The organism is Thalassospira sp. ER-Se-21-Dark (genome assembly GCF_017922435.1).
Taxonomy (GTDB): domain Bacteria; phylum Pseudomonadota; class Alphaproteobacteria; order Rhodospirillales; family Thalassospiraceae; genus Thalassospira.
In genome coordinates this window covers 65092-87305 of sequence record NZ_VDEZ01000003.1, presented here as the reverse complement: position 1 = coordinate 87305, position 22214 = coordinate 65092, and the positions used below count along the sequence as shown (strand labels likewise).

The 22214-nt window shown below is 54.9% G+C and carries 21 protein-coding genes; 8 read left to right on the top strand and 13 right to left on the bottom strand.

The genetic code is table 11. The features are described 5' to 3' along the window. Positions 1-2: 2 nt before the first annotated feature. Both FHI25_RS13100 and tldD read right to left on the bottom strand, forming a co-directional pair. A complete protein-coding gene (locus FHI25_RS13100; RefSeq protein ID WP_210518458.1) occupies positions 3-1475 on the bottom strand; it encodes a hypothetical protein in 1473 nt (490 codons plus the stop codon). 253 nt (positions 1476-1728) lie between these two features. Beyond that, positions 1729-3162 carry a metalloprotease TldD gene (gene tldD / locus FHI25_RS13095; protein ID WP_210518456.1) on the bottom strand — a complete coding sequence of 478 codons (1434 nt, stop codon included), beginning with the start codon at positions 3160-3162 and terminating at the stop codon, positions 1729-1731. Between the two features lie 209 nt (positions 3163-3371). Here tldD and FHI25_RS13090 point away from each other — a divergent pair, with 209 nt between their 5' ends. After that, entirely contained in the window at positions 3372-4640 is a 1269-nt protein-coding gene (locus tag FHI25_RS13090; RefSeq protein ID WP_210518454.1) for a DUF3422 domain-containing protein, read from the top strand. Between the two features lie 15 nt (positions 4641-4655). Here FHI25_RS13090 and FHI25_RS13085 read toward each other — a convergent pair whose 3' ends face one another. Next, a complete protein-coding gene (locus FHI25_RS13085; protein ID WP_210518452.1) occupies positions 4656-5711 on the bottom strand; it encodes a COX15/CtaA family protein in 1056 nt (351 codons plus the stop codon). Between the two features lie 252 nt (positions 5712-5963). Here FHI25_RS13085 and FHI25_RS13080 point away from each other — a divergent pair, with 252 nt between their 5' ends. Together FHI25_RS13080 and FHI25_RS13075 are read left to right on the top strand one after the other, a co-directional pair. Then, positions 5964-6524, top strand: coding sequence for an NAD(P)-dependent oxidoreductase (locus FHI25_RS13080; RefSeq protein WP_008891572.1), 561 nt, complete (start codon positions 5964-5966; stop codon positions 6522-6524). Next, the gene (locus tag FHI25_RS13075; protein WP_083952829.1) at positions 6521-7264 is read left to right on the top strand and encodes a phosphoadenylyl-sulfate reductase; all 744 of its coding nucleotides are present in this window, start codon (positions 6521-6523) and stop codon (positions 7262-7264) included. Before FHI25_RS13080 ends, FHI25_RS13075 begins: the two co-directional genes overlap by 4 nt. A gap of 49 nt (positions 7265-7313) precedes the next feature. On the opposite strand, the gene FHI25_RS13070 is transcribed toward FHI25_RS13075, so the two are convergent. Then, the gene (locus FHI25_RS13070; protein ID WP_349238019.1) at positions 7314-8762 is read right to left on the bottom strand and encodes a deoxyguanosinetriphosphate triphosphohydrolase; all 1449 of its coding nucleotides are present in this window, start codon (positions 8760-8762) and stop codon (positions 7314-7316) included. Between the two features lie 112 nt (positions 8763-8874). Next, complete coding sequence (locus tag FHI25_RS13065; protein ID WP_063087371.1) at positions 8875-9294, bottom strand: hypothetical protein; 420 nt, start codon at positions 9292-9294, stop codon at positions 8875-8877. A gap of 226 nt (positions 9295-9520) precedes the next feature. On the opposite strand from FHI25_RS13065, the gene gor reads away from it, so the two are divergent. After that, positions 9521-10879 carry a glutathione-disulfide reductase gene (gene gor / locus FHI25_RS13060; protein WP_210518450.1) on the top strand — a complete coding sequence of 453 codons (1359 nt, stop codon included), beginning with the start codon at positions 9521-9523 and terminating at the stop codon, positions 10877-10879. A gap of 86 nt (positions 10880-10965) precedes the next feature. Here gor and FHI25_RS13055 read toward each other — a convergent pair whose 3' ends face one another. Further along, a complete protein-coding gene (locus tag FHI25_RS13055; protein WP_210518448.1) occupies positions 10966-11430 on the bottom strand; it encodes an Lrp/AsnC family transcriptional regulator in 465 nt (154 codons plus the stop codon). Between the two features lie 159 nt (positions 11431-11589). Between FHI25_RS13055 and FHI25_RS13050 the strand changes: the two genes are divergently transcribed. Then, entirely contained in the window at positions 11590-12606 is a 1017-nt protein-coding gene (locus tag FHI25_RS13050; protein ID WP_210518446.1) for a 1-aminocyclopropane-1-carboxylate deaminase, read from the top strand. Between the two features lie 52 nt (positions 12607-12658). On the opposite strand, the gene FHI25_RS13045 is transcribed toward FHI25_RS13050, so the two are convergent. The 4 genes from FHI25_RS13045 to FHI25_RS13030 form a co-directional block, all read right to left on the bottom strand. Next, entirely contained in the window at positions 12659-13966 is a 1308-nt protein-coding gene (locus tag FHI25_RS13045; protein WP_008891577.1) for a TRAP transporter large permease subunit, read from the bottom strand. 73 nt (positions 13967-14039) lie between these two features. Next, complete coding sequence (locus tag FHI25_RS13040; RefSeq protein ID WP_064788924.1) at positions 14040-14642, bottom strand: TRAP transporter small permease; 603 nt, start codon at positions 14640-14642, stop codon at positions 14040-14042. Between the two features lie 155 nt (positions 14643-14797). Beyond that, positions 14798-15826: a TRAP transporter substrate-binding protein gene (locus FHI25_RS13035; protein WP_210518444.1), complete on the bottom strand. Its 1029-nt coding sequence runs from the start codon at positions 15824-15826 to the stop codon at positions 14798-14800. Between the two features lie 21 nt (positions 15827-15847). After that, entirely contained in the window at positions 15848-16435 is a 588-nt protein-coding gene (locus FHI25_RS13030) for a gluconokinase (protein WP_210518442.1), read from the bottom strand. A 182-nt stretch (positions 16436-16617) separates the two neighbouring features. On the opposite strand from FHI25_RS13030, the gene FHI25_RS13025 reads away from it, so the two are divergent. Further along, a complete protein-coding gene (locus FHI25_RS13025) occupies positions 16618-17655 on the top strand; it encodes a LacI family DNA-binding transcriptional regulator (protein ID WP_210518440.1) in 1038 nt (345 codons plus the stop codon). Positions 17656-17661: 6 nt separating this feature from the next. Here FHI25_RS13025 and FHI25_RS13020 read toward each other — a convergent pair whose 3' ends face one another. Next, complete coding sequence (locus FHI25_RS13020; protein WP_210518438.1) at positions 17662-18228, bottom strand: YigZ family protein; 567 nt, start codon at positions 18226-18228, stop codon at positions 17662-17664. A gap of 69 nt (positions 18229-18297) precedes the next feature. Beyond that, positions 18298-19041, bottom strand: coding sequence for a sulfite exporter TauE/SafE family protein (locus FHI25_RS13015; protein WP_120225468.1), 744 nt, complete (start codon positions 19039-19041; stop codon positions 18298-18300). 382 nt (positions 19042-19423) lie between these two features. Here FHI25_RS13015 and FHI25_RS13010 point away from each other — a divergent pair, with 382 nt between their 5' ends. Together FHI25_RS13010 and FHI25_RS13005 are read left to right on the top strand one after the other, a co-directional pair. Then, the gene (locus tag FHI25_RS13010) at positions 19424-20809 is read left to right on the top strand and encodes a 3-deoxy-7-phosphoheptulonate synthase class II (protein ID WP_064782115.1); all 1386 of its coding nucleotides are present in this window, start codon (positions 19424-19426) and stop codon (positions 20807-20809) included. A 247-nt stretch (positions 20810-21056) separates the two neighbouring features. Next, positions 21057-21542, top strand: a complete 486-nt coding sequence (locus tag FHI25_RS13005) for a hypothetical protein (protein ID WP_210518436.1) — start codon at positions 21057-21059, stop codon at positions 21540-21542. Positions 21543-21635: 93 nt separating this feature from the next. On the opposite strand, the gene FHI25_RS13000 is transcribed toward FHI25_RS13005, so the two are convergent. Then, the gene (locus FHI25_RS13000) at positions 21636-22211 is read right to left on the bottom strand and encodes a hypothetical protein (protein ID WP_210518434.1); all 576 of its coding nucleotides are present in this window, start codon (positions 22209-22211) and stop codon (positions 21636-21638) included. Between the last annotated feature and the right edge of the window lie 3 nt (positions 22212-22214).

Sequence of the window (22214 nt, the reverse complement as noted above, 5' to 3'; positions counted from 1 at the left end):
CACTAGAACTCCCAGCGGCGTGTCAGAAATACCTGTGCACGTGCGTTATGGTATTCGTAGTTGGGAATGTTTGAATTTGTGTTCAGATACTCACCGGTGACCGACCAGTTGATCGGTGCCAGAAAGCCAAGTATCTGATTTGCCGTTTCGCTATCCCCAAACAAGTCGGTCGGCAATATCGTCGAAAGCGGTGCACCGTATGTCAGGCGGGTCCGAGTACTGCGATCCGTGCGATGTTGCGGCGAATTGCCGGTCGTCAGAAAATCCGGATCCCGGTACTGGTCCATGCCATAGCGGATGCTTCCGCTGATGTAACTTCCCCCACCAAACAGATAAGCATGGATCAGCTCGCCGCTCAAGCTATTGTAACTATAATAGTTTCTGGCGGCATCCTTCATCCCGGCCGCAAAATTCACCGTCGTACGATGATTTGGCGACCAATTGTAGTTGCCGCCGATCCGTGCGCCATAGCGCTGACCCGAATGCAGGCGAAGCGCACTGGATTCAGATGTGTTCTGGTATCGCTCGTCAGAATAGCTGATATCACCGTTCAGATTAAAGAACGGGCGCACGTTCCAATCCAGCCGCAAGCGACCGGTTCTGGCGGTCAGGTACTTCTCGCGCGAAAGCGATTGCGCGGTCTGGCTGAGTGTCGGGGTCAGCATCCAGTATCCGCCGCGAATACGTGTGCCGATTTCTGCCGAAAAGGACCCAAGGTCCAGCGCGTCGAGCTGAACCTGGTCGCTGCCATAACCGGTTAAACTTGCAAAAACCTCGTGGCCTTCCTGATAGCCAAGGTCATAGCTGACGTCATAGCGAAGCGCCCCGATATAGGCGATGTCATTATTGGGTTTGTCGCCGCTTGCGGTGATGGTCGTCGGCGTGCCGGTCAGAAGCTGGACCTTGTCGTTCGGGGCCGCGTTGCGGTTGCTGTCAATCTGGCTTCCCAGTGTCAGGGTAAGGCTTTGTGACAGGCGCTTGCGGCGGCGCTCGATGGCGCTGACATACTGACGGATATTGGCTTCGACATCTGGCGAGATATCCATTTGCAACAGGCGATCAAACTGGCTGCGGGCCTCGTCCAGGCTATCAAGGCGATAAAGAACAATCGCGTAATACAGGCGCACCGGTGCCAGATCCGGATCCAGAACAAGAATGCGTTCAAGGGTTGCCGATGCCCCGCGGACGTCACCGCGCGCCAGCTGCGCCTTTGCCCAACGGAAGTTGAGGACAATATCATCGGGATTTGCAAGGATATCGGCATAGGTGATGTCACCGCCATCATCAGTGCTCAGCAGAAAGTTCGCCCGTGCGGTTACGTCGGTGAGTCGCTCGAAATCTTCGGAAAACTGGCGTGCTTCGTCTGTGCGCACATCAATGCTTTGCTGTGCGCTTACCGCGGTTGTTCCGATTGCAAGCGACGTTAGACCCGCTGCAATCAGCGCGGTAACGTACTGCCATCTGCCTGTCGTCAAACTGCTTTCCTACCATTGGCAGGTCACGACCGTCATCGGGTGCACGTAATGTCAGCAGAAAGCTTGGCGACGAAACCCGAATGGCGACCATAACCTGTTTGGAAACGATCAAATCAGATTATGGTCTTTGAAAAGACAGGGATAGCCATTCGGCAGGTTGGTGTGTCCATGTGTGGATGGATAGTATTTAGCGCCTTACGTATAGTAAATTTATCGAAAGGTGGTTTTGGTCCTATCCATAGGTCACTCAGAGTTATACTGCGGTCCCGCCGACGGTCAGACCATCAATGCGGAGCGTCGGTTGCCCGACACCAACAGGAACACCTTGCCCGTCCTTGCCACAGGTACCGATACCATCATCAAGTGCCATGTCATTGCCGATCATGGAAACCTTGGTCAGGCTGTCCGGCCCGTTGCCAATCAGGGTCGCGCCCTTGACCGGTGCGCCAAGTTTGCCATCCTCGATCAGATAGGCTTCGGAGGCCGAGAACACGAATTTTCCCGATGTAATATCGACCTGACCGCCGCCAAAGTTGACGGCATAGATGCCCTTTTTGACCGAAGCCAGAATTTCTTCCGGCTCCTTGTCGCCACCAAGCATATAGGTGTTGGTCATGCGCGGCATCGGGGCGTGGGCATAGGACTGACGACGGCCGTTACCGGTGGATTTGACACCGGTCAGGCGCGCGTTCAGGCGATCCTGCATAAAGCCCTTGAGGATACCATCCTCGATCAGGACGGTTTTCTGTGTCGGAGTGCCTTCATCATCAATCGAAAGCGACCCGCGGCGGTCATGAATGGTGCCATCATCAACCACCGTCACACCCGGCGATGCGATCCGCTGACCCAAAAGCCCGGCAAAGGCAGAGGTGCCCTTGCGATTGAAATCACCTTCAAGGCCGTGACCAATGGCTTCGTGCAGCAAAATGCCCGGCCAACCCGGGCCAAGCACCACGGTCATTTCACCTGCTGGGGCGGCGACTGAATCAAGGTTTACAACCGCCTGACGGAGCGACTCATTAACTGCCTTTTTCCAGGTTTTTTCATCAAAGAACCCGTCATAACCAATACGGCCACCTTCGCCGTGCGATCCGGTTTCCATGCGATCGCCCTGTTTGACGACAACGGAGACATTAAAGCGCACAAGCGGGCGAATATCGCCAATACGCTGTCCGCCGGAACGCCAGATTTGCACCGCCTGCCAGTTGCCTGAGATTGAGGCCGAAACCTGCACCACACGTGGGTCGCGCGACCGGGCATAGGCATCAATCTGGGCCAGAAGATCGACCTTGGCTTCAAATGTGGCCTCACCCAGCGGGTTCACGTCGGAATAAAGCGATACGTTCGTGCCAATTGATCCCAGATCAACCTTGCCCGAGCGGCCCGATCCAACCGCCTTGACGGTTTCAGCGGCACGCGCAACTGCGTCGTTGGAGAGTTCATTGGAATGCGAAAAGGCGGTCGCCTCGTCGGCAACGGCGCGCAGGCCGAAACCCTGTGCGGTATCAAAGTTCGCACTGCGCAGGCGGCCATCATCCCAGACAAGGCTTTCGGATTGGCGATATTCAAGGAACAGTTCCCCGTCTTCGGCAGCGCTGAGTGCATCATTGACCTGTGTTTCAAGCCGGTCGCGATCAAGATCACCCTTGGCGAAAAACAGATTGTCGGTGGTGCGAAGATCGGTCATGGAACCTCCTTGGGGCCGCGATAGCACGGCCAGAGAAAATGTCTTTCCCTGTACGATGATTCAGTTGAGGCAGTATTATCCCTTACTCAATTTAGGGTTTCTGATGCCTTCGACTTTCATCTATACAGGTACTTGTTCGGGCAAAGGACAAAGCCATGGCCCGAGTGGTTTATATAGACTGCAATAACCAATTATGAAAGCCCGTGGCAATGTTTGTCGAACATCCCCAGCGTGTCGCCCTTCATAATGAAATCCATGCCCGACCGTTTGGTGGTGTGACCAGCCCGGCGCGGTGTTCCTGCCTTGCCTTTCAAACGGGTGAAGACCTTGATGACGCGGTGCGCGACCATTTCACCGCCTTTTGCCACCGCTATAGCCTGACGCCGCCGGCTGCAGATCAAAAATATTTCGAAGCAGCCTGCGATGGATTTTCCGTCATCTGGGAACGGCACGCGGAATTCACGGTCTATGTCTTCAAACGTACCGAGCCATTTGATAACCCGTTCGAAGACCCGGTGATCAATCTTGTGCCGCGTGATTGGCTCGATGATACACCGGGGCAATTGCTGGTCGGGTTGCATATCGTCGTCGACAAGGCTGAGCGGAGTGAGGATGAGCTTTCCCGGCTGTTTGATCATAATGGCCTGACCGGCAGCCGCATATTGGGCGGCACGGCACAGGTATGGACGGATTTTCGCCTGCATGGTGACGGGTTTGGGCGCATCCTGATCAAGGATTGCGGCCTCGAACACCTTCAGGCCGGGCGTCTGGTGCAGCGGCTTAAGGAAATTGAGGTCTACCGCATGATGGCGCTGCTGGCCTTTCCGTTGGCGCATACGGCGACACCCAAGGTGTCGGAAATCGATACGCGCCTGTCGGAAATCACTGCCGAAATGGCGAGTAAAACCCAAACCAACGATGAAGAAACGCTTGCCAAACTGACTGACCTTGCCGCCCAGACCGAGGAAATGGCAGCCTCGCTGAATTACCGGTTCAGTGCGGCGCGCGCCTATTACCGCATTGTGCAGGCGCGCCTTGGTGAACTGCGCGAAGAACGCATTGAAGGTATGCAAACCATTGCCGAATTCCTTGAACGCCGCTTGGCCCCGGCGATGCGGACCTGTCAGAATATCGGCGATCGGCTGGAAGTTTTGTCAAAGCGCGTCGCACGGGCCAACAACCTGCTGCGCACCCGCGTCGACATCCTGCTTGAAGCGCAAAACCGCGATCTTCTGGCCAGCATGGACCGACGTGTGAAACTGCAACTGCGCCTGCAACAAACCGTCGAAGGTTTGTCGGTGGCCGCCATCACCTATTATGCGGTCGGGCTTCTGGGTTACCTGTTCAAGGCGATCAAGGATACCGGGGTTCCGATCAACGACCGGGTTGCCACGGGGGTTGCTGTGCCAGTGGTGCTGGGCGCAATCTGGTTTTCGATGCATCGCATCCGTAAGGCGCTGCATCGTGCCGATGACTGACGTGGTGTTTGCGAACTAGGTCGCATCGCGCAGTTTGTAGGCGGCATAGGTTGTCGCCCCAACCAGAACAACCGCACCGGCCTGATGGGCAACACCCAGCGGCAACCACACGACAGTCAGAAGGGTTGTGATGCCAAGCGTGACCTGCAGGAAGGCCGCAAGCAAAACCAGATGGGTGGCAAAGCGTTGATTGGGGTTAAGGTCCCATTTGCCAGCACGCCACCAGAACACCAGCACCATCACGAATGTCAGTTTGGCCAGCCAGCGATGATCCCACTGCACCGTCATGTGGTCCTCAAATGGCGCCAGCCAGGCCGGATCAAACACGAACAGGCCATCGGGGATCAGTTGCCCATCCATCAGCGGGAAGGTGTTGTATATGTGCCCCGCATTAAGGCCGGCAACAAAGCCGCCGGACAGGGTGGTAAACACAATCAGACACAGCAACTGCAAGGCGCGCGTTGACGCGGTTGTGGTTGTCACGCGCGGGCTCAGCTGTTGCAGGGCAACCCACAGCAGGGCGATGAAAATAATCAGTGCCAAGCCAAAATGCGCGGTCAGGCGATACTGGCTGACATCGGGGCGATCGACCAGACCGCTCATCACCATGTACCAGCCCATCAGGCCCTGCAGACCACCAAGGATGAAAAGCCCCCAGAGCTTCCACTTGGTTGTGCGATCAATTGATTTCTTGGCCAGGAACCAGACGAACGGGATGAAGAATACGATCCCGATCAGCCGTCCCCACAGGCGATGGATGAATTCGAGCCAGAAGATCGATTTGAAATCTTCGACCGACATCCAGGCGTTGATTTTCTGGAACTCGGGATATTGGCTGTATTTTTCATAAAGCGTCTGCCAGTGGGCTTCGTTCATCGGTGGGATGATGCCGGTGAAGGGCCGCCATTCGACAATCGAAAGCCCGGACTCCGTCAGGCGCGTCAAACCGCCGATCACCACCATGATGAACACCATCGCCGCACATGAAAACAGCCAGATGGCGACGTTTTTGTTGGCTTGTGGGTGCGCAAGGCTGACTTCGGACAGGGCAGGGGAGGCACTGCTGGACATCTGGACGCTCTCTTGAAGGTATCTTCTGGCGGACGGGTTTTGAAATTTGGCCCAATATAGGGCGATTTTGCAAGAATTGCAGGAAAAGCTTTACGGAAAAATCGGGGCCGATGGATCAGTCAGTCCGTAACTATTAAATACCAATATTTAGTGTTATTTATATATAAAACACATAAAAAATGTATTGAATAATTTGCTATCCACACTCATAGTCATGGGCAATAGAGAGAAACCCGCATTAGAGGATCGACGATGTTTCCCATCAATCTGGACCTGACGCGACTTTCGGTCGCTTTGGTCGGCAACGGTCAGGCCACCCTGAACCGTTTGCGCCAGTTTGACGGTGATGGGGCCAAATACGTTACCGTCTATTCTGAAGACCCGATACCCGAACTGGCCGAACAGGCCGGTGACCGGTTGCAGCGCTATTTGCCAAATTCGGCGGATGTGAATGCTGCTTCCATCATGTTTATCATCGACCTTGATCTTAAAAAGGCCGCCGAGCTGGCCTCCATTGCCAAGGCCGTTGGCACGATTGCAAATGTCGAGGACGTTAAACAATATTGTGATTTTTCATCGCCCGCGCGCATTCAGCGCGGCGATCTGATGATCACGGTTTCGACCAATGGGCACAGCCCGCGCCTTGCCGGTCGTATTCGTCGCGCGCTTGAGAAATGGCTGGTGCCAAGCTGGGAACAGCGCCTGCACGAACTGTCCAAACAGCGTGAAAAATGGAAGGCCGACGGGGCAGACATGCAAACCCTGTTGCGCAAGACCGATGAATATATCGATCAGCGGAGGTGGCTGCCATGAACGTGATGCGTGAAGAAGACATCGTTACCGGCGGCTCCATGTCTGTTGAGGAGGCCACGGATCGTGCCGCCCGTTTGATGGATCAGTATGGGCACCTTCAGGGTGTGTCACTGATCGAACCGATGGTGCATGAAGAATTCAACGGCCGCATCACCATGACCTCGTCCTTTGGGACAGAGGCCGCTGCCCTTCTGGCGCTGGTGGCCGAGGTCGACCGTGATCTGCCGGTGATCTTCCTTGATACCCGCAAGCTGTTTGGTGAAACGCATACCTATCGCGAAAAGCTGGTCGATCATTTGGGTCTGACCAATATCAAGATCATGCGCCCGGACGAGGAAAAGCTTAAATCCGAGGACCCGAACGGCATGCTGTTTGCCTCGGACGTGGCGAAATGCTGCTACCTGCGCAAGGTGGAGCCGCTTCAGCGTGCACTGGAAGGCTATGACGCCTGGTTGACCGGGCGCAAACGATTCCACGGTGGTGAACGTGATGCGCTTCCGGTGATTGAACCGGCGGGGTCGCGGATCAAGATCAATCCGCTGGCGGGGTACAAGCGCGAAGATATCGAAGACATCTTTGAACATCGCGCGTTGCCGCGTCATCCGCTTGAGGCTGAAGGCTTCCTGTCGATTGGTTGCATGCCTTGCACCGAACGTGTTGATCCCAACACGACCGATGTCCGTGCCGGACGCTGGGCCGGACAGGACAAGACCGAGTGCGGCATTCACTACATCATCTAAGCCCGATCAGGCTTTCATGAAAAACCCGGCCATCTGGCCGGGTTTTTTGTTAGATGGTGATGCCCTGAAGCTTCCTGAACAGGGTTACCGCATAACGATCCGTCATGCCGGAAATGTAATCCATCACCCGCATCAGGCGACTATACAGGTCGGGGGCTGCCATCAGCTTGCCCGACAGAAGCTTGTCGATGCGGTCTGCCTGCGGTGGCAGGCGTTTGCCATGATTTTTGTGCTCGTCAATGTCGATGGCAGCCCGGACAAAGCTGTCAAGCAGGCCATTGATGACTTCAAACCCGGCCATTTCAATCGGCAGGACATGCGGCGCGTTATAGATCTTTTGCACGGCCAGCTTCTTGCACGCCTTGGCGTAGGGGCCAAGCGGGGTGTTGGCCAAAAGATCACCTTCGATGGTACCGGCAAGCAATGCGTCTTCATGTTCGATGAAGGCATCAACGGCCGCCTTGACCAGATTGCCAATCGCCTTGCCGCGCAGGAACCCGATCTGGTCATCTTCTGATTTTTCGGCATACCAGCCTTCCGAACGCAGGTCTTTCCAGCGTTGTTCGGCATCGCCGTCATATTTTTCCGGATGGCGGGCAATCGGGGCCAGCGCACGTTCGACTTCCTCGAAGCTGACACAGCCCAGTTCCCAGCCATCTTCAAGATCGACCACGGAATAACAGATGTCATCGGCCGCCTCGACCAGATAGACCAGCGGATGACGCCGCCATGCACCGTCAAATCCTTCAAGCGGGGACAGGCCGCAAACCCTGGCAATCGCCTGCGCAATGTCGCGTTCGGCCTGATAATAGCCGGGCTTTTTAAGGCCGGTATATTCCTTGCGGCGGGCGTCAGGAACCGATGTGCTGCGCGGATATTTGATGAAACTGCCCAGCGTGCCGTATGTCAGGTTAAGCCCACCGTCAAAGCGCTTCATTTCGAGCTGACTGATGATGCGTAACCCTTGGGCGTTACCTTCGAAATGGCGCAGATCTTCAAGCTCCGGCCCGGAAAGGCGCGATGTCAGCTCATTCTTGGCAAGACGCGATGTGGTGAACCATTCATTGATGGCGTCTTCGCCGGAATGCCCGAATGGCGGGTTGCCGATATCGTGGGCCAGGCACGCGGCCTGTACCATATACCCGATATCGGCCACTGTGGTTTCCGATCCCTTGGGCAGGTTTTTGACGATATGCGCGCCTGCCATCAGCCCCAATGACTGCCCGACCGAGCCGACCTCTATCGTGTGGGTCAGGCGGGTATGGACATGATCATTTTCGGATAAGGGGTGAACCTGCGTCTTGTTTTGCAAACGCCGGAACGAGGATGAGAAGATTACCCGATCAACATCGATCTGAAACGGGCTTCGGCCATCGGGTGTCGGATAGGGGGCACCTTCGGGCAGGCGAATTTTGCCATCCTTGAATTCAAGCCGATGAGAAGAAAGAAGATCTTCCCAGCGCATTTTATCGCCGGAACCCTGTACAGACGACGCCACTTTTTACCCCTGTCCAAATCAAATGTTATTATCGGGCAACTTTAACGGGCCGGGGAGTCCGGTGCAATCGGACAAACAGTCTTTGACCCGATTGCACCGCGTTTATGGGCGATCAGCCAAAGAACCAGCTTTGCGGGTTATCAATCGGGCGGCCATTCAGCGCACGCAGAAGGCCGATCACATTACGCCCGATAAACCAGGCGGTGGTGTAAAGCGCCATCAACCCGACGACAGCCCAACCCAGAAGCGGGATCCAGCCAATCACGAAGGTGAAGAAGCCAAGAATGATGGCATAAAGGATGCTGATCCAGAATGTCCGGATGACAAACGTGTAGTGGCTGTTGGTCCAATGATTGTCGTCTTCACGCGCGACATAGGACACAATCAGCGCAATCAAACCCGTGGCAAAGGCCGTAAACAGGGTTGCGATCATCAGCCCGTAACAGACAGCGGCTGTATTCCCGCCGCGCTCGTCTGTATAGCGCGGTGCATTGTCAAAAGACGCATCCTGACCGTGAATATGGTCGTTCATGGATAAAATCCTATCAAGTTGTCGCAATCCCCATCGCGTCTGCCAGATCATATAACCCAAAAGTTTAAAAATGCTATCCCATAGCGGCATCTTGCGCCTTTGCGGGTATCTTGGGGCCCTTTCACGCGGATTTTACGCCCGGTTTACCGTGTTTTACCTCGACTCTTGGCAAATTCGCCCTACATTTGGCGCCATGTTGTCAATTGACCAAAACAGGAATTTCCGCATGTCGGACTATGATTTTGATTTGTTTGTTGTTGGTGCCGGTTCGGGTGGTGTGCGCGCCGCCCGCGTGGCATCGGGATATGGTGCCAAGGTCGCCATCGCCGAAGAAAGCCAGGTTGGCGGTACGTGCGTAATCCGTGGCTGTGTGCCGAAAAAACTGCTGGTCTACGGCGCACACTTTGCCGAGGATTTCGAAGATGCCTCTGCCTATGGCTGGACCCTTCCGGGGGAGCCGAGCTTTAGCTGGAAGACCCTGATCGAAAACAAGGATACCGAGATCAATCGTCTCAATGGCATCTATAAAAGCCTTCTGAAGGGATCGAATGTCGAGCTGTTTGAAAGCCGTGCGGTCCTGAAAGATGCCCATACCCTTGAAGTCGGCGACAAAACGGTGACTGCCGAACGTATTCTGATTGCTGTCGGTGGGACGCCGGTCATGCCTGATATCCCGGGTATCGAACATGCCATTTCATCCAATCAGGCCTTCCACCTTGAAGATCTGCCCGAACGCATCGCGGTTGTTGGTGGCGGTTACATTGCCGTTGAATTTGCCGGTATCTTTGCCGGTCTTGGCGCAAACGTGACCCAGTTCTATCGCGGTGATCAGATATTGCGCGGTTTTGATAACGATATTCGTAACCATCTTGCCGCCGAAATCGTCAAAAAGGGCATCGATCTGCGCCTGGACACCAATGTCACGGCGATTGAAAAGAATGATGACGGCTCTCTCAGCCTGACACTGACCGGTGGTGGTCATCAGGAAGTCGATGCCATCATGTTCGCCACGGGGCGCGAACCCAAAACCCATGGTCTGGGCCTTGAACAGGCCGGGGTGGAGCTGAACGACCGCGGGGCGATCAAAACCAATGCCGGTTTGCAGACCAGCGTTCCAAACATCTATGCCGTTGGCGATGTTCGCGATCATGTGCAACTGACCCCGGTCGCGATCAAGGAAGGCATGTCATTTGCCGACACAGTCTATGGCGGCAAGCCGTGGTCAATGTCCTATCAGGCCATCCCGACCGCGGTCTTCAGCCAGCCACCGGTTGGCACCGTCGGCCTTTCCGAGGAAGAAGCGCGCGATAAGGGCAAAGACATCGAAATTTACAAATCGACCTTCAAGCCGATGCGCCACACCCTGTCGGGCCGTGATGAAAAAACGCTGATGAAACTTGTGGTCGACAAAACCACCGATGTGGTGCTTGGCGCGCATATGGTCGGCCCGGATGCGGCTGAAATCATTCAGGGCATCGGCATTGCTGTTCGCATGGGCGCAACCAAAGCCCAGTTCGATCAGACCGTTGCGGTTCATCCGTCAGCGGCGGAGGAATTCGTCACCATGCGTTCGCCGGTAAGTTAACTGCTGCGCTGCGTGCGAAAAAAGACCCTAAAACAAAGGCGATATCTGTTGGATATCGCCTTTGTCATATGTTTTGGCAAATGCCGTCAGAACGGCAGTGGCGCGTTATCGACCACTTCCTTCATGACAAAGAAAGTGCGGGTTTGGCGCACACCGGGCAGGGCGATCAGTTGATCACCGTGCAGACGGTTGAAGTCAGCCATATCGCGCACCCGGATTTTCAGGAAATAGTCGAAATCACCCGCCACGAGGTGACAATCCAGAATGAAGGGCATGGTGCGACAGTTTGCCTCGAACTCGGCGAAGCTTTCGGGTGTTGAGCGATCAAGCACCACGCCGACAATCACCAGGGCACCGCGGTCGACTTTTTCCGGCGCGATCTGGGCACGGATGTTTTTGACATAGCCTTCCTCAATCAGCTTTTGTGTCCGACGGTGGCAGGTGGCAGCACTTACATTGACCTGTTTGGCAATTTCGGCATTGCCCATGCGGCCATCTTGCTGCAACAGGCGCAAAATCTTGAAGTCGATCTTGTCAGGCTCAAAATGCATGGAAGAACCTTCCGTAAATTTACCAATTAATGGAACAAATGGTGATTTGATCAAAGTGTGACGGTCTGAGCCGGGAAAATCAATCCGAACTACGAGAGCACCTTTCAAATGTGTCGCGCTAGCCTGAAGACGGTTTCAATCAGTTTTCAGGAGTGTCCGATGAAGTTGCACAAGTTCGAAAAATATCCGCTGACCTTTGGCCCAACCCCGATTGAGTCTTTGCCGCGTCTGTCCGCCCATCTTGGTGGCGATGTTGAACTTTACGCCAAGCGCGAAGACTGCAATTCCGGTTTGGCTTTTGGCGGGAACAAGGTCCGCAAGATGGAATATATCATTCCCGATGCGATCAAATCCGGGGCCGATACGCTGGTGACCATCGGTGGCGTGCAATCCAACCATACCCGGCAGGTCGCAGCGATTGCCGCCAAGATCGGGATGAAATGCCGGTTGGTGCAGGAAAGCTGGGTGCCATTCAATGATGCGGTCTATGACCGTGTAGGCAACATCCTGATGAGCCGGGTGATGGGTGCGCAGATCGAACTGGTCGATGAAGGATTTGACATCGGTATTCGCGAAAGCTGGGAAGCCGCCCTCGAGGATGTAAAGGCCAAGGGCGGTGTGCCCTATGCCATTCCTGCCGGGGCATCGGTTCATAAATATGGTGGCCTTGGGTTCGTTGGCTTCGCCGAGGAAGTTCGTGCGCAGGAAGCCGAACTTGGCTTCAAGTTTGATTATGTCGTCGTCTGTACCGTGACCGGCTCAACCCATGCCGGGATGGCAGTCGGCTTTGCCGCAGATGGTCGGGCTGACAAGGTGGTCGGCATTGATGCGTCGGCAACACCGGATCAGACCCGCGCACAGGTGCTTGCGATAGCACAGAAAACCGCCGATCTGGTGGAGCTGGAAGGCGGTATTTCGGACCGGGATATCACCCTGATCGAAGATTACGCCTATCCGCTCTATGGTGTGCCATCTGAGGAAACCAATGAAGCCATCCGTCTTTGTGGACGCCTTGAAGGCATGATGACTGATCCGGTTTATGAGGGGAAATCAATGCAGGGCATGATTGATCTGGTTCGCAAAGGATACTTTCCCAAGGGATCGAAAGTCCTTTATGCCCATCTTGGTGGCGTGCCTGCGATCAATGCATACAGCTATATCTATCGCAACGGCTAACGGTCGCGGGAAATGTAAAAAGGGCGGAGCCAGCTGGCTCCGCCCTTCGTTTTTAGCCCCCGGCAAGGCCCGGGAAGATGATCAGAAGGGCCACGGCCAAAATCTGCAGGCAGATAAAGGGCAGAAGCGACTTGAAGATATCGCCAAGCGATATGTCGGGTGGCGCGACCGATTTCAGGTAAAAGGCCGCAGGCCCGAATGGCGGCGACAGGAAGCTTACCTGCATGTTCATCGCGAACAGCACGCCAAACCAGACCGGGTCGTAGCCGAGCTCTTTTACGATTGGCACAAAGATCGGCATGGTCAGAAGCGCGATACCGACCCAGTCAAGGAACATGCCCAGCACGAACAGGATCAGCATCATGAACAGGATGATGATGGTTGGATCATCAGAAATGCCTGTGATCAGGGTTGAGACAAACTTGATCCCGCCCATCAGGTTGAATACGCCGACAAGGGCAGATGCACCGATGCCGATCCAGACAATCATGCCGCAGGTCGAAAGCGTTTGAAGTGCTGCCGCCTTAAGCATCGGAAGCGAAAATTCCCGCCGCAGAACAGTCGAGGCGATCACACCGGCCACACCGACGGCCGATGCCTCGGTCACGGATGCGATGCCACCATAGATCGACCCCAGAACGCAGAACACGACCAGAATAGGCAGGAAAAGGCCCTTGAGCAGGCGGATCTTTTCTTCGCGCGGGATTTTTTCGGTCTGCGGCGGCGGGGCGATGTTGTTGCCGGTGTAAGAGCGAAACAGCACATAAGCCACATAGAAGCCCGCCAGCATGAAGCCCGGCAAAAAGGCCGAGGTGAACAGATCACCGATCGATACGTTCGCGGTCAGGCCATAAATGATCAAAACAATCGAAGGCGGCACCATGGTGCCCAGCGACCCACCGGCACAGACAACGCCGATGGCGAGGTTCTTGTCATAGCCCTGACGCAGCATCTGGGGCAGGGCGATCAGGCCGAGCAGAACAATCTCGCCGCCGATGATGCCGCTCATGGCAGCCAGGATCACAGCAACAAAGATCGTCTGAACCGCAACGCCGCCTTTAAGGCGTCCGCCAAACAGGCGCATGGCATCAAACAAATCGCGCGCAATACCGGATCGGTCAAGGATGGCCGCCATCAGGACGAACATCGGTACCGAGACGAAAACAAAGGATGAAACGAATGAATAGACCCGGCTTGTGATCAGCGGTACTGCCATCGGGCCGAACCAGCCAAGGGTAAAGATCAAGGCAATCAACAGCGTGACAAATGCCAACGGCATGCCGGTCACAAGGAAACCAAGCAGCATGACAAACATGGCAAGTGTGCCGAATTCGATGCCAAGGGACTGTAAATCAAACATTTAAATGTATCCTGTTGCGCTGCTTGGCATGGCCGTGCGGAGACGCATCAATTGATTGGGCACGAGGCGCAGATTATTCGGTCGAAGTGTGGGATGCCGGCATGATCGGTGCCTTGCGGGCATAGTTGAAGGCCTGAACCAGGAACTGAACCATCAATACAATCAGGACCACCAACAAAAACACCTTAAGCACGCCCGGATAAGGCGCATTGAACGCACTGCCGGTTGTTTCAAGGTGGATGTCACCAGTGGGCGTAAAGACAGCACGTTCGACCATCAGCCAGGCGGCCCAGGCAAAGAAGCCCGATGCGATCATGCAGACCAGCGAAATACAGATATCAAGCGTCTTGCGCATTTTCGGTCCGGCAATGTCATAAAGCAGGACAACACGAATATGCTTGTCGCGCGCGGCACAATAAAGGCCGCCAAACACAAAGCCGACAGCACAGATAAAGGTCGTGGTTTCATGCGCCCACAAGGTCGGGCTGCCAAAAACGTGACGTGCCACGATCTCATAAATCAACGTCGCCATGGAAAGCAGAAATCCAATGGCGAACACGCTGGAAACCTTCGTAATCATCTGGCCCAGAAGACCGGACACCTCAGTTGCCTGATCGGTGCTTTCTTCAAGTTCGGGAAGTTCGGGCAACGGTGAATGTTGCGGGGTGTCAGACATTTCTGCGTTCCTTGCATCAACAGGAAATACAATCCGGCAAGGAGGGAGGCCTTCAGTCCCGATACGTCTCGGATCACGGAACCAGCCGGATTGTATCCCAGCAGTTTGCCGGCAGCAACACGGTGGGTTGCTGCCGGCGAAAAAGCTGATCTGTCTTAGATCATACCCTGTGACTTAAGGTAGTCTACAAGGGTGTCGTATACACGCTGTGCATCTTCGGAACGTGCCGCGACTTTTTCCCACTGGCTGGTGGCAATCTGACGGAACTTCGCACGCTCTTCAGCCGACCAGTTGTGGATGGTGACGCCACCTTCCGAACGGGCCTTGGCAACAGCTTCCATGTCTTTCATCGCCAGACGTGCATCCATGTCATGGGCCAGATCACGGACCGACATTTCAAGGATCGCCTGGATATCAGCCGGCATGGAATCCCACTTGGTCTTGTTGATCGAGACTTCAAGCATCGGCATGGAGTGGAAGCCCGGATAGACCGGATGTTTTGCAACATCATGCAGACCCATGGCCTGGTTGGTCGAGAACACGGTCGCATCCGCAGCATCGATCACTTTTTTATCAAGCGAGGTGAATACTTCGGACTGCGGGATGTTCACCGGCGATGCGCCGGCTGCGGCGAAGACCTGCTGAACCATGCCTTCCGGGGCACGCATTTTCAGGCCTTTAAGATCGGCAACGCCATCAAGCGGGACAGAGGAAACAAATGCTTCCAGGCCCGGGGTAACGGCACCGATGAACTGCAAACCACGCGGGTTCAGAAGGCTGTTCATCAGTTCCTTGCCGCCGCCATATTCAACAAAGCGCAGCATTTCGGACGGTGCCGACCATGCGCCAACCGGGTTGGCGATCAGGCCGAATGCCGGATCTTTACCGGTGAAATAGCTGGTGTCGGTGATGTGACCGTCAAGAATGCCGGCCGCAATGGCGTCCTGGGTTTCGGCATGTTCGACAATCGAGTTAACCGGAAGCATTTCCACGGAAACGCGGCCACCGGTCATGACGCCGACACGTTCGGCCCATTCCTGTTCCAGCTCAAAGTTAGGCACGCCAGCAGCATCGCTCGACTGCATCTTGAGGGTAAATTCCTGCGCATTGGCGGCAAACGGCGCCGTTGCAATCAGGGTTGCGATAAAGCCTGCACCTGCAAGCGATTTAAGAGTCTTGGTCATTCGTCTTCTCCCTAAAATGCCTTATTTTCCGGCAGTATTCTCTTTGACAAAGGAAAAACTGCCGTCTTCACGCTCCGCCAGTCGGTCAAGGACCGTGGCAACAACAGTTTCAAGCGGGGCATCGATAAAGACAGTCACGCAATTCTCGTCCGGCCCCGGCGGCTCGAGAGCTGTAAACTGGCTGTCTAAAAGTGCGGATGGCATGAAATGACCGACACGGCGTTCAAGCCGGGTCTGGATTACTTCGCGCGTGCCATCCAGAAAAACAAAGGTGATCGGGTCGAGGTGCGTGCGCAACACATCGCGATAGCGCCGTTTAAGCGCAGAACAGGCGATGAAAATGGCCTGACCGGACTTTGCGCTTCCGTCTGAACTGGCAACTGAACCAGCCTGCGTGCGGGCCGCTGCTGCGACCGCATCAAGCCAGGGCCAACGCATGTCGTCATTGAGCGGAAGACCACGGCGCATGTGTTCTACATTCGTGCTTGGATGGTGATCGTCGGCGTCCAGATACATGGTATCTGTCATGCTTGCCAGACGACGCGCGACCTCGGTTTTGCCCGATCCGCTCACACCCATGACAACGACATACTGCGTTTGCCGGTTCATTGAATTCGATGCACTCACTGATTTTCAGGGCGGGTTTTACTCTTGGACTGCCCTGTTGTGTTATAATGTTAGCGCTAACATAATGTTAGCGCTAACATTGAGTCAACAGCCGAATTTCCGGTGTTTGCTTTACCGTCACAAGGTGCTTGTCGGTTTGGAAAAGACGTAATAAATGTAAGGTTATGAGGAAGCGCAAAGGGGCCGGACGGCCAACAATATCCGATGTTGCCGAACGGGCTGGCGTCAGCACCATTACGGTCTCACGCGCGTTGCGCGATCCATCAAAGGTGTCTGATCACCTGCGGCGGAAAATCAACGATGCGGTGCGCAAGCTTAATTATGTGCCCCATTCGCATGCCAGCGCGCTGGCCTCGACCCGATCAAATGTGATCGGTGTGATCGTTCCCTCGCTGACCAACAACGTGTTCGCCGATACGCTGCGCGCCATTTATGACGAGCTCTATCAGGGGCCGTTTCAGGTGCAGCTCGGCAACTCGCGCTATGTCGCCAAGGACGAGGAACGCCTTGTGCGCACCTTCCTGGGACAGGGGCCGTCAGCCATGATTGTGGCCGGGGTTGATCAGACCGATGCAACCCGCGAACTTCTTGAAAATGCCGAATGTCCGGTGGTCCAGGTCATGGATATCAGTGATGACCCGATCGATATGATGGTCGGGTTTTCGCATTTTGAAGGCGGGCGGGCTGCCGGTGTGCATCTGGTGCAAAAGGGCTACAAACGCATCGGGTTTCTTGGCGCGCGCATGGACCCGCGCTCGCACCGCCGAATGGAAGGTTTCAAGGAGGCCTTGCGCTCAGGCGGGCGATATGACCCGGACCTGATGATGACGACGACCGATTCTTCAAGTGTTTCGCTTGGTGGGCATTTGATCGAACAGTTGCGCAAACGTCGTCCGGACCTTGATGCCGTGTTCTGCAACAATGATGACATGGCGCTTGGCGCGCTGTTTGGCTGTCAAAAGGCCGGCATCTCGGTCCCCGATGAAATGGGGATCATCGGCTTTAACGATCTTGAAATGATGGCGGCAAGCTACCCGTCACTGACGTCCATCCGAACCGACCGTTATCAGATCGGCAAACGGGCCGTGCAAATGATCAAAGCGGTTCTGGACGGCGAAACCCCCGAACAAAAAATCATCGATCTTGGTTTCGAACTTCAATGCCGTGAAAGCACCAAGCGCCCGAAGTCAAAAGCGCGCTAAAACCTTTTACTCAGGCATTGGAAATTGAACGCTAAGCTCTGCCAGGCGTTCGCGTGGTCCGGTGATTTTGATGCGCGTTCCGTCGGTATCAAACTGACGATCAAGGATGGTGATGCCGTCCTCTGCGCAGGCTTGCTCAAGCGTTCCGGCATCAGAAAAACCGGCAAACAGTTCTGCCTCGCCCTGCGGGATATATTCGATGATCTCGGCTACGTCGCAAACCGCATTGGCTGCCCCGCTATAGGCGCGCACCAACCCCCCAGTTCCCAGTTTTGTTCCGCCAAAATAACGCGTCACAATCACCGCAACATTGATCAGATCACGTCCTTGAAGCACCTTGAGGCAAGGGATGCCCGATGTGCCGGATGGTTCCCCGTCATCCTTGCCATGTTCAATCAGCTGGCCTTCATCATTTAGATAGCGATAGGCGTTCACATGATGATTGGCCTTGGGATGCAGGGTGCGCAATTCATCAATCCGCTTGGCCAGGTCATCGTGAAAAACGAGTTCGGCCAGAAAGCGGGATTTCTTTTCTTCGGTTTCGGCAAAGGCAGGGCGGGCGATGGTTTTCATGGCGATGTGCTATCAGAAATGGCCGGGTTGTGCCAGATGACATCTCCGGCCCGCGTGCGTGTTTGACCGTTAAGACGCAAACAGTTTGCCAACCAGAATGACGCCAAAAATGATCAGCATGATCAAAACAACCTTGCGGAAGGTTTCCGCATCCATGCGATCCCGCACACGCGTGCCCAGCTTGGTGCCAAGATACACCGGCACCAACCCGGCCAGCGATATCCACAGCGTTTCGATCGTCATCAGCCCCAAGCGCGCAAGGCCAAGTGCCATGACGATGCTTGAAAGACTGAACGAGATATTGATCGCCGTCAGGAAACGTTTCGGCTCAAGCCGCATGGAAAGCAGGAAGGGCAACACCGGCATGACCTGTGATCCGGTGATGCCGTTGATAAGACCCGTGGCAAAGCCCGATATCGGGGCCAGTCGCCGCGCAAGCTTGTCAGATAGTGGCTTGCCATGCCGAAACAGGGTAATCGCCCCGTAATTCATCAACACCAACCCCAAAACCGCGCCGGCCAGAATGCTGTCGACCATTTCAAGCACGGCAAGCCCGATCAGAATGCCTGGAATGGTCGCCAGAAACATCGGCCAGAACCGGTTGATCGTTTCACGAAAGTGACCCGCCTGCGCCATGATGATGGAATTGCTGACAAGCGATGGGATGATCACAAGCGGCATACCCGCCTTAAGCCCCAACCCAAGGGCCAGGATCGGCAAGGCCGATGTCGAAAAGCCAAGCCCGGTTGCCCCTTTGACGAAAGCGGCAACGAAATAGGCACAGGCAATTATCGCAAGTGTTTCAAGGGGCATCGGGGATCCGGCTGAACGGTGGCGCTGCAGGTGGTTGGCGCTGGCAGTGTGCCCGCAAATCATGAACTGTGCAATTGGTCTGATGATTGCGCAGTTCCGGATTCGCACTACCTTGTTTGGTATGACGAATTGGCATTCGCCGGTGCCACATGCATGAATTCACGGTTATGGGTGGAATTTTGCGTGGTTTTTGGGTCGGTTGGCAAAAAATTGCGAGATTTTATTGTCCATATGTCGAGAAGGGGTGGAAATGCGCTGGCAAAACCCGTATCAAGTTTGGCCCGGTTGCATGACCGGATGCCAAGGCGGAAAACCGCCGGACAACTGGATTTGTGTTATAATGGCGGCATGATGATGAACATGCCGGATTGAGAGGAAGCAAATGAGCAAGAGCTGGAGCATTGAAAGCTGGCGTAACCTGCCGATCAAGCAGGTGCCGACTTATCCTGATGCACAGGCCGTTAAGGCCGTAGAGCAAGAGCTCGGCAGCTATCCTCCTTTGGTGTTTGCTGGCGAGGCGCGCGCGCTTAAAGAAAAGCTTGGTGACGTCGCAGAAGGCAATGCCTTCCTGCTGCAAGGTGGCGACTGTGCCGAAAGCTTTAAGGAATTTCACCCGAACAACATTCGCGACACCTTCAAGGTGATGCTGCAGATGGCGGTGGTTCTGACCTATGGCGCGGCATGCCCGGTGGTCAAGGTTGGCCGTATGGCTGGCCAGTTTGCCAAGCCGCGCTCATCTGACACCGAAACCATCAATGGCGTCGAACTGCCAAGCTATCGCGGTGATGTGGTCAACGGCATCGAGTTCACCGAAGAAGCCCGTATTCCGGACCCGCAGCGCCAGATTCGTGCCTATAACCAGTCAGCAGCGACGCTGAACCTTTTGCGTGCCTTTGCGCAGGGCGGTTTTGCCGATCTGACCAAAATCCATCGCTGGAACCTGTCATTTGTTGATGGCAGCCCGGCCGGGGAGCGTTACAGCAAGATGACCACGCAGATCGATGAAGCCGTTGCCTTCATGGAAGCATGCGGCATCACGGCTGAAAGCGCGCCGCAGCTGCGTGAAACCGATTTCTATACCTCGCACGAGGCACTTCTGCTGGGGTATGAGCAGGCACTGACCCGTCAGGACAGCCTGACCGGCGAATGGTATGATTGTTCGGCCCACATGCTGTGGATCGGGGACCGTACCCGTCAGGCCGATCATGCCCATGTTGAGTTCCTGCGCGGGGTGAAAAACCCGATCGGCATGAAATGCGGACCGACCATGGATGAGGATGACCTGATCCGTCTGATCGATATCCTTAACCCGCAGAACGAAGCCGGTCGTCTGACCCTGATCGCACGTATGGGGGCGGACAATGTGTTTGATAACCTGCCGCGTCTGGTCAAACGTGTGAAGGCCGAAGGCCGCAAGGTTGTGTGGTCCTGCGATCCGATGCATGGCAACACGATCAAGGCATCAAGCGGCTATAAAACCCGTCCGTTTGACGCGATCCTGTCGGAAGTCAAAAACTTCTTTGACGTGCACAAGGCCGAAGGCACCCATGCCGGTGGCGTTCATTTCGAGATGACCGGTACGGATGTGACCGAATGCATCGGTGGTGCACGCGAAGTGACTGAGGATGCGCTTTCGGATCGTTACCACACTCATTGTGACCCGCGCCTCAATGGCGGACAGGCGCTTGAGCTTGCCTTCCTGATGGCGGAAATGATCAAAAAAGAACGCGACAGCGTGCGCGCAGAACAGATGGCTGCTTCTGCTTGATTTGATCTTGCGCGATATATCTTGATGACAAAGGTGCCCGGCGATCTGTCGGGCACCTTTTATTTATCCGGTTATTTGCCCGGAATGTTCGCAGAATGCGTTTCCTAAATTAGATTTCAGAAAATTTTGTTGCGCAATCGGCATGAATTCATAAAAAACATCTACCAATGACCAGTAAATATTCTTAAGTATGGGTAATTGCAGGGTGTTCCTGACAGACGATTAAGGGTGAGGGGTCGCAACGGGTATGATGGACGACGCTGAATTCAGCGCATGGCAAAAGAAGGTGGAGGGAACCAACATTTCCTCGACCACGCTTTTGGCGACCGACTATCTGAACCATTTCAACGAGATCGTCATGCTGCTCGAAATGGTGCCTGACATGCCTGACATGATCGAGGACTGCAAGGAATGGGCGCCGAAAAGCTATCAGGAGCATTTCCGCGACAGTGCCTTTTCCGACAAGGAGCTGGCGATTGAGGCCTATGAACATGTCCCGCCGAAATTCCGTCGCCCGTTCGAGGAAACCATCGAGCACCTCAATACAATCGTTGCCCACGCGGTTTCGCAGCTTGAAACCATCATCGAGACGGGTGATGAAGATCTGCTGCGTGTGACGGCCAGTGCAGTAACAACCTCGCTTCAGAAATTCATGGATGTCGCCAGTGGCATTATCCACGGTTCAGCCAAAACCATGAGCCAGGACGAGATCGACGCGGCCCTGGCACTGTAATCCTTGCCGACGTTTTCATGTATGCGGACACAAAAAACCGGGACTGCGAACAGCCCCGGTTTTGTTTTTGTCTGGTCGACAAGCTAGGCGTGATCAGTCCGTCATTTTGGCGAGTTCACCATCAAGACGTTGAATTTCGGACTGCAACAGCGGCAAGACATCGGCACGGGCGGTAGCGACAATTTCCTGCATGTTTTTAAGCGCATGTTTTGCCATGCCGTTGGCATTTTGCTGCATGAACATGATCGTCATCTTGGCTTCGATATCGGAATAAAACCGACGTACACCGGTGATAATTGCCGGATCGACTTCAAAGGTGCGCTGGGAATAGCGCATGGTTTCCCAAACCATATCGTCAAGCTTGTGGCGTTCGCGCGGGGCGAGATCTGCCGAATGCCATGTCATCGGGCCTTCCGGATAGTCGGCAATCCAGGTTTCGACCTTTTCGATGTTATCGACAAACTCCGCCTCAAGCGATCGTTCGAGGTTATAGACATCAGACGTGCTTTGATAACGGTCGAAATCAACGGCAATTTCAAAACCGGCAAAGCTTGCCAGATACACACCCAGAACGGTTGATGCCAGAATGATGCACTGGGTAAGCCAGAACTCGGTATTGGGCTGGCCACTTACGCTTAGAAAGCGAAACGGGGCGAAAAGTCCGCGCATGGG

Coding starts and splice junctions, on each gene's coding strand:
- tldD (WP_210518456.1), bottom strand. CDS start 3,162: ATGACCGATCTTCGCACCACCGACAATCTGTTTTTCGCCAAGGGTGAT.
- FHI25_RS13090 (WP_210518454.1), top strand. CDS start 3,372: ATGTTTGTCGAACATCCCCAGCGTGTCGCCCTTCATAATGAAATCCAT.
- FHI25_RS13085 (WP_210518452.1), bottom strand. CDS start 5,711: ATGTCCAGCAGTGCCTCCCCTGCCCTGTCCGAAGTCAGCCTTGCGCAC.
- FHI25_RS13080 (WP_008891572.1), top strand. CDS start 5,964: ATGTTTCCCATCAATCTGGACCTGACGCGACTTTCGGTCGCTTTGGTC.
- FHI25_RS13075 (WP_083952829.1), top strand. CDS start 6,521: ATGAACGTGATGCGTGAAGAAGACATCGTTACCGGCGGCTCCATGTCT.
- FHI25_RS13065 (WP_063087371.1), bottom strand. CDS start 9,294: ATGAACGACCATATTCACGGTCAGGATGCGTCTTTTGACAATGCACCG.
- gor (WP_210518450.1), top strand. CDS start 9,521: ATGTCGGACTATGATTTTGATTTGTTTGTTGTTGGTGCCGGTTCGGGT.
- FHI25_RS13055 (WP_210518448.1), bottom strand. CDS start 11,430: ATGCATTTTGAGCCTGACAAGATCGACTTCAAGATTTTGCGCCTGTTG.
- FHI25_RS13050 (WP_210518446.1), top strand. CDS start 11,590: ATGAAGTTGCACAAGTTCGAAAAATATCCGCTGACCTTTGGCCCAACC.
- FHI25_RS13045 (WP_008891577.1), bottom strand. CDS start 13,966: ATGTTTGATTTACAGTCCCTTGGCATCGAATTCGGCACACTTGCCATG.
- FHI25_RS13040 (WP_064788924.1), bottom strand. CDS start 14,642: ATGTCTGACACCCCGCAACATTCACCGTTGCCCGAACTTCCCGAACTT.
- FHI25_RS13035 (WP_210518444.1), bottom strand. CDS start 15,826: ATGACCAAGACTCTTAAATCGCTTGCAGGTGCAGGCTTTATCGCAACC.
- FHI25_RS13030 (WP_210518442.1), bottom strand. CDS start 16,435: ATGAACCGGCAAACGCAGTATGTCGTTGTCATGGGTGTGAGCGGATCG.
- FHI25_RS13025 (WP_210518440.1), top strand. CDS start 16,618: ATGAGGAAGCGCAAAGGGGCCGGACGGCCAACAATATCCGATGTTGCC.
- FHI25_RS13020 (WP_210518438.1), bottom strand. CDS start 18,228: ATGAAAACCATCGCCCGCCCTGCCTTTGCCGAAACCGAAGAAAAGAAA.
- FHI25_RS13015 (WP_120225468.1), bottom strand. CDS start 19,041: ATGCCCCTTGAAACACTTGCGATAATTGCCTGTGCCTATTTCGTTGCC.
- FHI25_RS13010 (WP_064782115.1), top strand. CDS start 19,424: ATGAGCAAGAGCTGGAGCATTGAAAGCTGGCGTAACCTGCCGATCAAG.
- FHI25_RS13005 (WP_210518436.1), top strand. CDS start 21,057: ATGATGGACGACGCTGAATTCAGCGCATGGCAAAAGAAGGTGGAGGGA.
- FHI25_RS13000 (WP_210518434.1), bottom strand. CDS start 22,211: ATGCGCGGACTTTTCGCCCCGTTTCGCTTTCTAAGCGTAAGTGGCCAG.